This is a genomic window from Acinetobacter portensis, from assembly GCF_009372215.1.
GTDB classification, from domain to species: domain Bacteria; phylum Pseudomonadota; class Gammaproteobacteria; order Pseudomonadales; family Moraxellaceae; genus Acinetobacter; species Acinetobacter portensis.
Genome location: NZ_LWRV01000061.1, coordinates 1 through 14,381, shown reverse-complemented (window position 1 = coordinate 14,381; position 14,381 = coordinate 1). Strand labels below are relative to the sequence as shown.

Below are 14,381 nucleotides of genomic sequence, written 5' to 3'. Positions count from 1 at the left end.
AAATATGTGGTCGCGAGTCAAGGCGATTCGAAATAAGTTTAGAGTTAAAGATATTGATAAATTATTTAAAGATTACTGTAATGATTTATTTAGTATTTAGCTATAGTGCATCGAGCACCATGTCTGTATTCATACGTGTTGATACTTTCCATCCAACAATCGCTCGTGAGAACACATCAATAATAAAGGCGGTATAGACCCAGCCTGAATGAGTTTGAATATACGTGATGTCACCGACCCATAGTTGGTTTGGATAATCAGCAGTAAAATTACGTTTCACTAAATCATCCGCTCTTTTTTGATCATCTCGGCTACGGGTGGTGTATTTATTCTTCCCACGCCAAACACCTTGTATACCTAGCTTCTGCATCAATCGAGCAACTGTACAACGTGCGATAATATAACCTTCACGTTTCAATTGTTGCCAGACCTTACGCACACCATATCGACCTGAACTTTCTTTCCAAATTCGTTTAATTTGTTCAGCATGATACTCATCATGTAGATCTCGTTTCGCTCGATGTTCTGGATTGTCAGCGAGATCTAAAGTTCGGTAATAGGTTGAAGCTGCGATCGGTAAAATCCTACAAATCGCATCAACACCATATAAGCCTTTATTGTTATGGATGAAATCCACCATTATTTGTGTGGGCGGTCGAGCTCCGCCTGGGCGAAAAAAGCGGCTGCTTTACGTAGAATTTCATTGGCACGCTTTAATTCTTTAATTTCACGTTCCATTTGTTTCATTTTTTCTTGATCAGATATCTGTTGTACTTTAATAGGATTTTGCTGATCTAAATTCTTTTGATGCCAGGCACGAAGTGTTTCAGGAGTACAACCAATCTTAGGCGCAATTGCTGTGATTGCAGCCCAAGTAGAAGGATAATCTTTTTCAGATTCAATCAATAATTGAACCGCTCTTTCTCTGATTTCAGGGGTATATTTTAATTTTGTCATCGGGGTAGTCTCTCAGAGTATTGACTCTCCGACAAACCCTGTACGGTTCAAAAAAAGTATTACATTTTTTTTGACACGATTCCCTTAGGTAACCCCCCAAATTCATGCTAAAAAAAATGCAAGGTTTGTTGGCTTGGAAATTGGTTGTCTCAAGCATTAGTCCCTAAAACTATTACATTTTTTGATACTATCTTCTAAGATTACCTAATAATGTATATGGCTAAATGTATTGCTAGGTTTGAATTTTTTTTACTGGGTATTTGAATAAGATTAAAGGGTAGATTGCCCTAAGCAATATTGAATAATCCTTCTGGGAAAAACGTTAAATGAATGACTTGCATGAATTGAATGGCCTAAAAAATATTTATCTCTATGATTCATACTTACCAAATAATTCTACAAAAATTGAATTAGGTGAAGGGAATTCTAATTTAACGGGTGCAAATGGTGCAGGAAAAACCTCTACCTTAAATTTAATCCCAATATTTTATGGGGCCCGTCCAGACAGATTAATGGATCGCTCTGCCAATAAACTCAATTTTACAGATTATTATCTCCCTCATGCGCGTAGCATGATTGTGTTTGAATACAACACACCGATGGGACTTTGCTGTGCTGTTTTTTACCGTAATCAGGATAAACAATGCTATCGCTTTATTCAGGGCAGCGCATCTGAGACTGTTTTTTCAAAATCTTCTATCGAATTCCATAAGCAACACAAGACGGTAAAAAGTCTGTTGCAAGAAATTGAAATTAAAGGTTATTACGTCAGTAAACAGATCGACAATAGCCTGGATTATGTAGCGGTTCTAACTAGCGATAAAAAACGTCTGAATCGTGATTTCAAATTGAGGGATCTTGCTTCTATTTTCTCTCTTAGCGGTAAAGGCCATGAATTAAAGCATATTGGGGCATCCACCCAGATCACCCTAAATAAAACCAACCTGTTAGATAACTTCAAGCTCATGTTGGTTGATGCTTTTTTAGAAAATGAGCAGATGATGAATCAGCGCTCAAATACGCTGAATTCTTCCAGCCTCATTGCTGATGTTCAGACATTACGGGAGTTTGATAAGGAAAAGCCAAAACTGCAACTGGGGATCGAGCAGCGACATGCTTTAATGCAGACTTACTCTTTGCTGGAGGCTTATCGAGGTCAGGCACTCAATAAACTAGAGTTTAATAATACGACAATCGCACAGCTTCGTTATCAGAGAAGCCAAGCTGTTGAACATGCCAAAGCTGGATTAAAGGTGATTGAAAATGAGATTATTGCGAATAGCTCCAATGAATCACGGGCGAAAGGTGAGTTGGAAGGTTTACAACATAGTTTAGCTTTAATAGAGGAAAACGAGCAGAAATATAAAAATGCTGACATTCTGAAAAAACAGGAAGAATTCAGTAATCTTGCTAAGTACAAGCAGGAAGCTGAAGATGCGCGCCGTTATGTGGATGAGTTAGAGAAGAACCAGAAAGAAATTGTTCATAAATTTGAAAAACTTAAAAATAATGCCTTGGAAGAAAAAGACCGAGATTTAGCTGCTATTCATGAACGTAAGAATGAGGTTTCTAATTTAATACACAATTTGCAACAGGATAGGTCTCATGCAGTAGATCAACTGGCTTTGGATGAAAAAAATGAGCTTAATGCTTTCGAGCAAAGCAAACAGAATGAGCGCAAATTTTATGAAGATGAGGTTGATCACTGCAACAATTTGATTGCTGAAGCATCTAATCATACTCAGGAAGAGCAACAGCAAATCGAAGAGTACCAGCTGAATCTACACACTCACCAAAAAGCGATACGGAATAAGGAACAGCAACTCAACACAGCAAACGCTGATTTATCACGCCTAAAAAGCGAGCATACTCGAGCTAATGTAGATTTTGATTCAGCTAAACACCATTTAGATAAATCTACACAAACGGAACATCAGTTAAGAGATATCTTGTATCAGAAAAATACATTATTGAGCTTTCTGAAACAATGTCCTGAAGACGATTGGAAACACAACATTGCCAAACTGATTAATCCTAAATTATTTTTGCATACCGGGTTGAAGCCTTCTTGGGACTCAGAACAACAAAGCGGACATGTTAGTTTCTATGGCCTTCATCTTGATACTTCCAAGCTAGATCTTCCGGTTGAAGCCGAATCACTCAATGAATTGGAGCAGCGCCTTGCAAAGGCAACCACTATTTTGGAAGAGGCTAAAGAAAAATACAGCCATACTGAAAAAGCAGTGGCTGTAGCTGCCAAAGCAGTTCAGAATTTTGAGCTAAACCTCATTAAATTACAGAATGAGCTGCGTCAATGCCGAGAAACATTTGATAGTACCCAGCGTATATTTGAGCAATATAAGCAAAAGATCCAAACAAATGTAATGGATCGGAGAAAATTAGCTGAAGGACAACGTGATCAGGCTCGTCAGCGATTAAAATTATTCAATCAACAAGTAAATGTAGAACGCCAAATGATTCATGATCGTTTTGGCAATGAAAAAAACCAAATTCAGCAGAGTTATGATTTCAAAATTAAAGAACAATTAGAACGTAAAGCAATGTTGGATGAAAGATCTAAATCTGTGATTCATAAATGTGATAATAAACTCATAGATCTTGAATCTTTACGTAATAGTGAATTGCAGCAAAAAGGTTTGGATACTACGCTTTATCAAAAGGCACAGGATCAGCTAAAACAACTGAACCATAAATGTCATATCGTGAAAGATTATGAAATCATCTTGATGCAGTACAAGATTTGGTTCGAGCAGGAATACTCTCGTAAAACGGGGATCTGCACTTTAATCGGAAATCTCGAACAAGAAATTTATGCTTTCCGACAAAATTTTGACAAACTGAATGTCAAAACCGAAAAACTTAAACAACAATCACGTCATGAAGTTAACCTTATTGAAAGCAATCTTCAGCAGGTTGAAGAGGAAAATACCAAGATAGCTTCTTTAAGAAACCGTATTAATTCAGTACTGGAAGGTATTCCGCAGATTGAACAGCTTGAGGTTGCTGCGCCGGTTAGTTTTGAATGGTTTTACCGGAATACGGAGGATCATCTCAATCGTCAGAAAGAACAGCTCAAGGAGTTGAAACAATCCCTCAATACCGTACTAAGTATTTTACGCCAGAATAGTGATTTCGAGCTCTATAAGCAGTGGGAAAATCGCATGGCACTATTGGGCAATGTGAACACCACCACATATGATCTTTACGGTATGAAAGAAATCGAAAATATGCTGTTGGTGGATATTCCCACAAAAGAAAACCTCACGATCAATAGTTTTAAACTGGCTACTTACGATTTACGTAATTATGGACAATCTTTGGCTAAATTCCGCCGTAAGCTGAATGCGATATCTAAGGATCTTACGGAGCAAACCAATACAACCAATCCATTTACAGCGTTAGGTAATATTCAGATTGAATTACTTTCTGTACTTGATGGCCTCAATGTCTATGAGCAGTTAGATCGCTTTGAAAAAGATCTGGATGAAGAATCAATCCAGGAATCATCTCAGCTCATACTACCGAGTGAGAAGCTAATACGGTCATTTGAATCAGCTGTTAAAGCATTAGAAAAGTCGAATGTTCAGACTGACGATATCCGCTCTTTAGTCAAACTGCGTATCAGCTATGAGGAAAATAACCGTAAGGTTTATGTGAACAATGATTCTGATTTGCTTTCCGGCAGTAGTACTGGTTTATCACGATTAATTGTCATTATTATCTTTACGGCTTTAACACGAAAACTATGTCCAGATATCAATACAGTCATCCATGTACCACTCGATGAAATCGGCCAGTTTGATTCACAAAATACAATGCGATTATTCGAGTTGATGCAAAAGCAGAATATTTATCTAGTCTGCGCTCAGCCGAACTTATCCAGTGAATTAAGTGAAAGCTTTGTGCATAAGAATGATATCGACCGAAACTTCGGTATACGCAAGTTTAAAACCCAGAAAAACGAAAAACCTAATCCGCTTTTAGCCTAGTGGGGACCTATTATGCAAATTGCTAAATCAATTTTTTCTGACATTGTAAATGTTTTAATTTCTGGAGGAATTATTGATGAACATGTCCACAAAGATCTCTACCACAAGCTCCAAGATGATCTGGTCTTGGAGGAAATAAATAATTATCTCGATTGGATGGGAAAAAAGTGCGTCCGTACCAAAGATAATTATGGGGTCTACTGTGTCTTTAGTGAAAGTCGCAAGAACAAAGCAACCCGTGAACTTCTAAGAAAACAGTTCAGCGAAATTGTGTCGAAAATGGAGCCCTTGAATGACTGGCTTCGCTTATGCCGTTCAATAAAAGACAATAGTCGTATCATGCAATGTGGGGATACGGTGACTTATGGTGAACTCATCACTGAGGTTGAACGATCTCCACTGATTATGTCGCAACTTAAGGAATTGGTCATTAAATTAGGTAAGGCATCCACCTCACCCAAAGAGCAGATTAGCTCTGTGCTTCAATACCTTGTCAGCAATCAATATCTACATCCAACCGGCAACACTGGCACGACTTATATTGCGACAGCTAAGTGGTCTGTTTTCTATGATGAGCTAGAATACATTTGTACTTTTAATGGCATCAATTACGATGAAATACCTGAACCGGAGCAGGGCGAGCTGATATGAGTGAGTTGGAATATCCAGCAGCCAAAGCGGCAAAAGCGCTCAACAACTATATTGAGCATATCGGTAATGCGATTGTATTTAACAACGCAATTGTGCCTGTAAATGATGACAATGAGTATTTAATCAAAGTATTGAATAAAGCAGAACTTGGCTATTTCAACACTGAAAAAAATGGCTTTAACTTATATAACCACGTGATTTCATTCGTAACGTATTATGAGAAAAAACGTAGGGTTACTGACAGCTCTAAACAGATTCATAAACTTATTTCAGATATTCGTGCCAATATCAGTGAATTTGAAACGACCAAACTCAAAAGTGTAGAAGATGCTGAAATTTATAAGGATGAAATTAGTGAAGGTATTGTTGAATTAGCCAATACTATTTTTGAGAGCTGCTATGATTTCTCCACCCAAGCACTTCAAGACCTGGCATTGTTTAACAATCTTGAGGTCCGTATTCAACGCATTGAAAAAACCATCAGGATTTTAAGTTCATTGACTGAAGTGATGGGCGCACTTTCAACCAACGCAATGCTTGAGCTTGGTGCTTCAGATAAAGATCTTGAAAGTTTGGTGGTAAATAAGCTGATCCCCGTATTCATTATCTGTAGTAAAGAGGTGAAATACAGTGCTTCTAAATTAAATAAGCAGTTGTTTGATTGGAAACAAGAATTATCTTCGCAGAAAAAAAGCAACATGGTGGATGCTTTCCACCGCTTTTTAAAAGGAAAATCTACATTAAACCTGGAGTTTGATGAAGCGACGGCGTCAGAAGTTTTTTATCATGTGCCATGCAGTGAACTCATCAGCTATGCAGATCTGGATGCTGATGAAGAACAGGAAACGCTACGTGAACTTGGCTCAAAAGTATTTGCCAAGCGTGAAAAACGGATAGAGCAGAATAAAAATCAAGAAAATCTGCCAGATGTTAGAGAAGGGAGTGAGGTTGTTGAACAGCCTTTAACTGCTTTAGAAATTGCTACGAGTAATTTCTTTGATGCATTGCTTGTGGATGAGGGAAAACATCAACAATTGAGTGGCGTTGAAACATATGAGCTGCTAATGCCAGGATGCGATATCGATTTTTGGCTGATCGCTTTAACCAGCCACTATAGAAACCGATTCAAAGATAAATTGAACATGGAATTTGTCGAAACTATAGATCCTATATTTGATGGAAACAGTTGTGTATCTGATGTCATCATTTCTCGAACTGATAAATTGCAACAGATTGCCTGATAGGAGAACATGAGTGACATTTGGTATACGTGAACTATCGGTAATTCAGACGGCATTGCAATTAAAAAAGCGGTCTATGGCATTCAATAAAACCTGGCAAAAAGTTCATCAGGATTATCAGATTGGTATGGTCCATGGTAAGGAGCTTCACCTTACATCCAAAGAACTGGAGTATTTGGAGCGCTGTATCTATGCAAAACAGGTTAAAGTCGCTCCTGAACAGTCTCTGAATTTAGAATCTGATCGTATGGATTTGTTAAACTTTTTGAAAGATGAAAAGTCTGGTGGATATTCTGTATTCGGCGATCAACTTGTATTTGCATCGGTGCATGCAAAATTGCCATTAAAACAGGAAGAGGTAACGATTGGATATAAGGGCTTAGTGCCCACGGTTCATGCCCATGTGTTGTGTTGCAATAAGATTGAAAAACTGATTATTGTTGAAAATGGAACGATGTTGACGAGACTGTTTGATTGGTATGAACAGCTACCTGAAAAATGGCAAGACAGTCTATTTTTATATCGTGGTCAGGGTCAAAATGCACGTCAGGTGTTTGAATTACTAGCCAAACTTCCCGAACATGCTGAAATTGCATTTTATGGTGATTTTGATCCATTTGGGTTGAACATCGCTGCTCATTTCCTTAAACGTAGAACAATGTCGATATTAATTCCTGAATGCTGGAATGAAATCAACCGAAACCATGTGGACAATAACACTACGAAATTTTTTGAACAGATCCATAAAAGTCATGATCTTTATACTGATACTGTTCAGCCTTTAGCTATTAGAAATTTGTATAGGCATATACACATCAATCAAATTGCTCTCATGCAAGAAAATGTGAATCGGTTAGGGCCTTTAATTGAGTTAAAGGTTGATTGAAATTCAGTTAATATCTATTTTAAAGAAATATTTAAATAAAAATATTTAGTGATAAATTGTTTTTTAATTGTAGTATTCAAAAGGGATTTGGTAAGAGTGGGGCTTTGTTGCACAAAGATTTGAAATACAAAGCCCCCTAATTGAGAGGTGGTCCCACATGTTTGAACAACTAAAAGCGTATTTATAAGTGATATTCCGCTCTAGTTAAGCCACCTTGTTTTGTTGGGGTAGCTGATCATAGTAAAACTCATTTGGTGTCATTTTGTCTAGACTCGAATGAGGTCGTTTCAGATTATAAAACTCAAAATATGCACTCAATTGCTTTTTCGCATCTGTGACACTGCTATAAGCTTTGAGATACACCTCTTCATATTTAACGCTCCGCCATAATCGTTCAACCATCACATTATCTACCCATCGACCTTTACCATCCATACTGATTTGAATGCCATTTGATTTCAATACATCAATAAATGCATCACTGGTGAACTGACTGCCTTGGTCTGTATTCAATATTTCAGGTGATCCATATTTTTCAATCGCTTCATTTAAAGCCGAAATACAAAAATCCACCTCCATACTAATCGATACCCTATGCGCAAGTACCTTGCGGCTATGCCAATCAATCACAGCACATAAATAAACAAAGCCTTTTGCCATAGGGATATACGTTATATCCGTAGACCACACTTGATTACTGCGCTGAATAGCCAATCCTTTGAGCAGATATGGATATTTACGGTGAGCTTGATTAGCCTGGCTTAAATTTGGTTTGCAATATAACGCCTGAATACCCATTTTCTTCATTAAAGTACGTGTATGACGTCGTCCTATATGATGCCCTTGACGATTCAACAAATCACGCATCATACGACTGCCTGCAAAAGGATATTGCATATGTAATTCATCAATACATCACATCAGCTTCAGATCTGATGAGCTAACAGGTTTTGGGCGATAATAATAACAACCACGAGAGACTTTCAGTAACTTAGCTTGTTTAGATACTGAAATCTGAAGTGAGTGATCGATTAACTTTTGTGGTTGAAGCGGCCCAGTTTCTTCAACACACCTTCTAAAAAATCAATTTCTAATGCCTGCTCACCGATTTTTGCATGTAACTTTTTAAGATCAATGGGAGGTTCTGATGGAGCTTTTGATTGATCGAAAGCTTGTGAGGAAGCTGAGATCAATTGATTTTTCCAGTCAATAATTTGGTTTTGATGAACATCAAACTCAGAACTCAATTCAGCAAGTGTTTTTTCTGCTTTGATCGCAGCAAGTGCTACCTTAGCCTTAAAGTCGTTTGAATGATTTCTTCTTGGTCTACGTGCCATAAAATACTCCATATATTGATGTTTATAACATCATTTGGGGAGCAAAATATCACTTATAAGTGTTGTTCAAATTTCCTGATCCACCTCTGTTATATTGAATATGCTTGTTAATTAATCAGTATTTACAGCAATTTCTAAACTTATAATTACTTAAAGGAAATATGAATGTCTAATTTAACAAAAGGGACAGTGAAGTGGTTCAACGGTACAAAAGGTTTTGGATTTATTGCTTCCGATACAGGTGAAGAATTATTTGCACACTATAGTGAAGTACGAATCGATGGCTATAAAGTACTAGAGGAAGGTCAGCGTGTAATGTTTGAAATTACGAATGGTAAGAAAGGCAAGCAAGCCAGCAATATCCAAATTCTCTAAAATAATAATTTCCCAAACATGTCATGTATTGCCCCGTCTTTGAAAGGCGGGTTTTTGTCATAAATTGCCATTAATTTTTAATATTTAAATGCTTAATTTAAATGAAATCTTAATGATAAGAGCAATAAAAAATGATCTTTACAAGACTACAAGTACTGATTGGCGTATTAATTATAAGTGTGTTGATTTATTCTGTGTGGATTTACCATGAGAATAAGAAACAACGACGGGAAGAGATTCAAAAAATCATTACGGAAGCGAGAGCAGGATTAAGTCACGCTCAATAATATGTGTGATTCATAAACACCCATTATATTGAAAGGATGTCTATGAATCACACAATAGTGATGGGTTCTCTTAAAGTTTAAACCTTATTATTTAACTTCAGTAATGCTGATTGGCTGGTCTTTTACAAATTCAACAACTCCTTCACCACGTTTAAAGTGAATTGAAACCCCATTATTATTAGCTAAACGAATACCACTACCAGAAACTGTTTGCTTTAAACGATATACCACGCCCGAGTTATCAGTCATTAAAGCAGTTTCAAAGTTATCGGATGATTTCAGAAAAATTAATAAACCATTCGGACCAGAAAACGTAAGGACCTGCATATCAGCTGAAGTATTGCTTGTAGCCTTATCTTGTAAAGTGAACCGTACCGGGATTGTCGGAGACCTCTTTTCTTGAGATGAAAAGCATTCCTTCGTAAGACGTAGCGAAGCGTAGTGTCCCGATGAAAAAAGTAAAATATACCCCTGAAATCAGAGAAAGATCGGTTCAATCATTGATTGAATCCGAAAAAGATTATCCATCGAATTGGGCCGCAATCACAGCTATTGCATCCAAGATTGATTGTACGCCTGAAACACTTCGTATTTGGTATCAGAAATATTGATCCTAGACAGTTTCGCCGCCAAACCGATATGCAAACGCAAAAAGCACAATATTCATGAGGGAACGACAACATCTGAATTTGTGTAGATGCGTCATGAGCGGGATACAACATTAAGTATGCCTAAACTGATTTTACCGTCTATTCAAATCCATATGAAAGCGGGTTAATTTCCCCCAACCTGAAGAAAATGGGGTGTCGTATTTAAAGTTACCGCTTAATTTTTTTAAAACCTAAAAATATTGTATTTCAAATTATTAAAGACTTATTTATATCTTTATCTTAAAAATTCATATTTATATCTTTAAAGTGAATATTCACTTTAAAGATCTTGGTATTTTAGGTATATTATATTCTATAAAGCTGAGTTGTATGATCGGATTTCAAGCCAGCACTGCCTTTTAAGTATTTTTGCTTTCGTTGGCATCTGTTGAGAGAATATGTTGATAAGACAGAGTGGAATGTTTTTTGCAATTGTGACTTTATTTTTGCAAATCGCAGTATATTTACAACCACTATTACCCGAAGAATTTCAAATTGCTCCGGTATGTCTCTCTATTACACATAATTTACTGTCCCCAGAAAAGCACAAACACGTACATGAGACGTATAACGAACTTGTTCATCATCTGACACAAGATCATAACCACGACGATCACATTGGACATAACCATCAATGCCAATACTGTACCGTCTATGGTGATGTTGTCCTACCTTTTGATTTTGAGATAGTTGAAATCATCGATAAGATTCAAGTCCGTCTAAGTTTCTATAAAGATGCTTTCCGACATGTATATTTCTCACTGCAAAGGCTTTACTTACTTCCACAAGGTAGGGCACCTCCACACACACTTTAAATCCTAATCAGACCAACAATTTGAATTGTTGATTTACCTCGGTATTTAAAGAGTGATTTTATGAAACTTTATATTTTTTCATCGTTTAGCGGATGCGAACAGAATCGGTTCGCCTATATCATTAGGCTAAAACAATTGATCAAATCCCAACAGATTCACAACAGTCTGCGTCATCGTACTGATCTATCTTTCCTAAAGCAGTCCCGAAATTATGGGCCGTTAGTGGTTCACCGCATAATTCCACAATAAGGTGATAGACATGGATTTAGGTTTGACAGCACTTGAATTGGCGCGAATTCAATTCGCTTTTACAGTTTCTTTTCATATTATTTTCCCTGCAATTTCCATTGGTCTGGCAAGTTTTCTTGCGGTCTTAGAATGGCGTTGGCTAAAAACACAAGATCCTGTTTACCGTGATCTGTTCCAATTTTGGATTAAGGTGTTTGCATTGTCTTTCGGAATGGGAGTGGTTTCAGGGGTAGTCATGAGCTACCAATTTGGCACCAACTGGAGTGAATTCTCTCGTATTGCGGGTAGTGTCACTGGCCCCTTACTCAGTTATGAGGTCTTGAGTGCCTTCTTCTTAGAAGCGGGTTTCCTAGGCATTATGCTGTTTGGGTGGGGAAGAGTGGGTCCTAAAACCCATTTCTTTGCCACACTGATGGTGGCAATTGGCACCTGTATTTCCATGTTTTGGATTTTATCTTCCAATAGCTGGATGCAAACTCCACAAGGCTTTAGCTTTGAAAATGGCATTATAGTGCCGCAAGATTGGTTTGCTATCGTTTTTAACCCATCATTCCCATATCGCTTAGCGCATATGGCTCTAGCAGCATTCCTAGTATCTGGCTTATTGGTCGCTGCTACTGCAGCATGGCACTTACTCAAAGGTCGCCGTGATGCCTTAGTAAAAAAATCATTTTCTATGGCGATGTGGATGATTCTCGCACTTGCACCTTTACAGGTATTTGTGGGGGATATGCATGGTCTAAATACGCTAGAACATCAACCTGCGAAACTTGCTGCGATTGAAGGTCACTGGGAAACTAATAAAGATCATGGCATGCCGTTATATTTGTTCGGTATTCCTGATATGGAGGCGGAAGAAACCAAGTATGCAATTGGCATTCCGAACCTCGGTAGTCTGATCATGACGCACACCTTAGAGGGAGAGGTGAAAGGCTTAAAAGAATTTGCCCCTGAAGATCGACCAAACTCGCTCGTAGTATTTTGGAGCTTCCGCATTATGGTCGGTATGGGAGTCTTGATGATTTTGCTTGCTCTGATGGGTGCATGGTTGCGTAAAACTGGGAAATTTTATGAGTCAAAATGGCTACACAAATTTGCCTTATGTATGGGACCTTCCGGCTTTATTGCCCTGCTTGCTGGTTGGTTTACCACAGAAGTCGGTCGTCAACCTTGGGTCGTGTATGGCGTACTGCGTACCAAAGATGCCTTGTCACCAGTATCGGCAGAACAAGTCGGTTTAACCTTAATAATCTTTGTGATTGTCTACTGCGTCGTATTTGGTATTGGGATTTATTACATGCTCAAATTGATGGTTAAAGGACCACAGTTCATTCATTCTCAAGCCCATAGCGATGGTGAGGTCATTCGTGCATCAAATCGTCCAATGAGTACGATTGATGAGTCGCTGGAAGTACAACCACAGGAGAAAAACCATGATTGATTTATCCTTAATTTGGGTGGTAATCATTGCTGTGGGTGTGCTGATTTATGTGGTACTCGATGGCTTTGATTTAGGGATTGGTATCCTCTTTCCTTTAGTAAAAGATCGCCAAGAACGCGATGTGATGATGAATACCGTCGCACCAGTTTGGGATGGCAATGAAACTTGGATGGTTTTAGGTGGCGCAGGCTTATTTGCGGCATTTCCATTGGTGTATTCGACTGTGCTTTCTGCGCTGTATATGCCGATTATCTTAATGGTCATCTCACTGATTTTCCGTGGTGTCGCCTTTGAGTTTCGTTTTAAAGCGAACCGCACCAAACATTTATGGGATCAAGCGTTTATTTGGGGCTCGATCTTGGCATCATTCTTCCAAGGTATGATTTTAGGTGCTTATATCCAAGGGATTGAAACCACTAATGGTATTTATAGTGGTGGCGGATTGGATTGGTTGACCCCATTTTCAATTTTTACTGGGATTGCTGTAGTGGTGCTGTATGCCAGCTTGGGCTGTGGTTGGCTGATTTTTAAAACTGATGCACGTGTTCAAAATCATATGTTTAGCCTCATGCCAAAACTGATTATTGCTTTATTGGTGATTTTTGCTGCAGTGAGTATTTACACCCCAATGGTACATGCAGAGATTGCAAATCGTTGGTTTAGTTTGCCACAACTATATTACTTTAGCCCTGTGCCGATTCTCGTGGTGGTGTTTACAGTGTTGGTATTACGTGCCTGTAAACGACGTCAGGAATTTGCACCGTTCATTTATACCTTAGCCTTAGTACTGTTGGCCTATACTGGATTTTTAATTAGTCTATGGCCAAATATCATCCCACCATCCGTCACCATTTGGCAGGCAGCAGCCCCACAAAGCAGCCAGTTATTTGCCCTGATTGGAGCATTGGTGTTGATTCCAATTATTTTGTTCTATACCGCACTGTCGTATTGGGTGTTCCGTGATAAAGTCCGTGTCGGGGATGATGGCTATCATTAAGGAGAATCATCATGAAACTGAATCAAGTAGGATGGTTTGTTGTACTTTGGCTGGGTGGCGTACTGACCTTAGCTATTGTTGCAGTTTTTTTTAGAATGCTCATTCAATGGGCATATTAGTTAAGTTGATGTTATCTCTAATCCATCATCTTGTTAATCAAGCTGATGGATTGTAAACGTCCACTGAAACCCATACCTATTTTTTAATTTGAGTTGGGTTTCCAGTGGTGTGATAGTAGTTCTTCATTTAGGTCATTGGGTCAGCAGCCTTTTCAGCACATGACTTAAATTATGCGTACGGTTCAAAGTTATTCAGCTTTGCTGGACTGGATTAAAGCACGATATTGACAGCTCGTTGACCACTGTAGCGACCCAGCAAAAAGCCAGATCTTATATCCCAAACCTAAGTTATGACCTAAATTTGAGTGAGTTGGAAAAAGTGGCTTCTGTATTGATATTAATATCTGGTGGTGTTTCAAAAAGTAT

At 38.2% G+C, this 14,381-nt stretch carries 10 protein-coding genes, 4 pseudogenes and 1 other annotated feature; of the genes and pseudogenes, 11 read left to right on the top strand and 3 right to left on the bottom strand.

The features are described from left to right. Positions 1-100: 100 nt before the first annotated feature. Positions 101-957, bottom strand: a pseudogene (locus A6M14_RS06765) (IS3 family transposase). Beyond that, positions 566-682, bottom strand: a sequence feature (AL1L pseudoknot). Its footprint overlaps the pseudogene before it by 117 nt. 326 nt (positions 958-1,283) lie before the next feature. On the opposite strand from A6M14_RS06765, the gene A6M14_RS06755 reads away from it, so the two are divergent. From A6M14_RS06755 to A6M14_RS06740, 4 genes are all read left to right on the top strand, one after another. Then, on the top strand, positions 1,284-4,967 hold the full coding sequence (locus A6M14_RS06755) for an ATP-binding protein (protein ID WP_121533564.1): 3,684 nt from the start codon (positions 1,284-1,286) through the stop codon (positions 4,965-4,967). 12 nt (positions 4,968-4,979) lie between these two features. Next, a complete protein-coding gene (locus A6M14_RS06750; protein WP_152874216.1) occupies positions 4,980-5,618 on the top strand; it encodes a hypothetical protein in 639 nt (212 codons plus the stop codon). After that, a complete protein-coding gene (locus A6M14_RS06745; protein WP_121533562.1) occupies positions 5,615-6,859 on the top strand; it encodes a hypothetical protein in 1,245 nt (414 codons plus the stop codon). The genes A6M14_RS06750 and A6M14_RS06745 overlap by 4 nt, the downstream gene beginning before the upstream one ends. A gap of 127 nt (positions 6,860-6,986) precedes the next feature. Beyond that, positions 6,987-7,745 carry a DUF7281 domain-containing protein gene (locus A6M14_RS06740; protein ID WP_171500252.1) on the top strand — a complete coding sequence of 253 codons (759 nt, stop codon included), beginning with the start codon at positions 6,987-6,989 and terminating at the stop codon, positions 7,743-7,745. Between the two features lie 204 nt (positions 7,746-7,949). Here the strand turns inward: A6M14_RS06740 and A6M14_RS06735 are convergent. Further along, positions 7,950-9,094, bottom strand: a pseudogene (locus A6M14_RS06735) (IS3 family transposase). A gap of 153 nt (positions 9,095-9,247) precedes the next feature. Between A6M14_RS06735 and A6M14_RS06730 the strand changes: the two are divergent. After that, the gene (locus tag A6M14_RS06730; protein WP_152874215.1) at positions 9,248-9,457 is read left to right on the top strand and encodes a cold-shock protein; all 210 of its coding nucleotides are present in this window, start codon (positions 9,248-9,250) and stop codon (positions 9,455-9,457) included. 374 nt (positions 9,458-9,831) lie between these two features. On the opposite strand, the gene A6M14_RS06725 is transcribed toward A6M14_RS06730, so the two are convergent. Then, positions 9,832-10,125 carry a hypothetical protein gene (locus A6M14_RS06725; RefSeq protein ID WP_378226858.1) on the bottom strand — a complete coding sequence of 98 codons (294 nt, stop codon included), beginning with the start codon at positions 10,123-10,125 and terminating at the stop codon, positions 9,832-9,834. 68 nt (positions 10,126-10,193) lie between these two features. Here A6M14_RS06725 and A6M14_RS06720 point away from each other — a divergent pair. The 6 genes and pseudogenes from A6M14_RS06720 to A6M14_RS06695 form a co-directional block, all read left to right on the top strand. Continuing rightward, a pseudogene (locus A6M14_RS06720) lies at positions 10,194-10,352 on the top strand (IS3 family transposase); the annotation flags it as partial. A gap of 22 nt (positions 10,353-10,374) precedes the next feature. Then, a pseudogene (locus A6M14_RS14270) lies at positions 10,375-10,589 on the top strand (MBL fold metallo-hydrolase); the annotation flags it as partial. 206 nt (positions 10,590-10,795) lie between these two features. Beyond that, the gene (locus tag A6M14_RS14265; protein ID WP_152874219.1) at positions 10,796-11,209 is read left to right on the top strand and encodes a DUF2946 domain-containing protein; all 414 of its coding nucleotides are present in this window, start codon (positions 10,796-10,798) and stop codon (positions 11,207-11,209) included. Positions 11,210-11,468: 259 nt separating this feature from the next. After that, positions 11,469-12,899 carry a cytochrome ubiquinol oxidase subunit I gene (locus A6M14_RS06705; RefSeq protein WP_152874218.1) on the top strand — a complete coding sequence of 477 codons (1,431 nt, stop codon included), beginning with the start codon at positions 11,469-11,471 and terminating at the stop codon, positions 12,897-12,899. Continuing rightward, positions 12,892-13,896 carry a cytochrome d ubiquinol oxidase subunit II gene (gene cydB, locus A6M14_RS06700; RefSeq protein ID WP_152874214.1) on the top strand — a complete coding sequence of 335 codons (1,005 nt, stop codon included), beginning with the start codon at positions 12,892-12,894 and terminating at the stop codon, positions 13,894-13,896. The genes A6M14_RS06705 and cydB overlap by 8 nt, the downstream gene beginning before the upstream one ends. Positions 13,897-13,907: 11 nt before the next feature. After that, the gene (locus A6M14_RS06695; protein WP_111886126.1) at positions 13,908-14,015 is read left to right on the top strand and encodes a DUF2474 family protein; all 108 of its coding nucleotides are present in this window, start codon (positions 13,908-13,910) and stop codon (positions 14,013-14,015) included. Positions 14,016-14,381 lie beyond the last annotated feature (366 nt).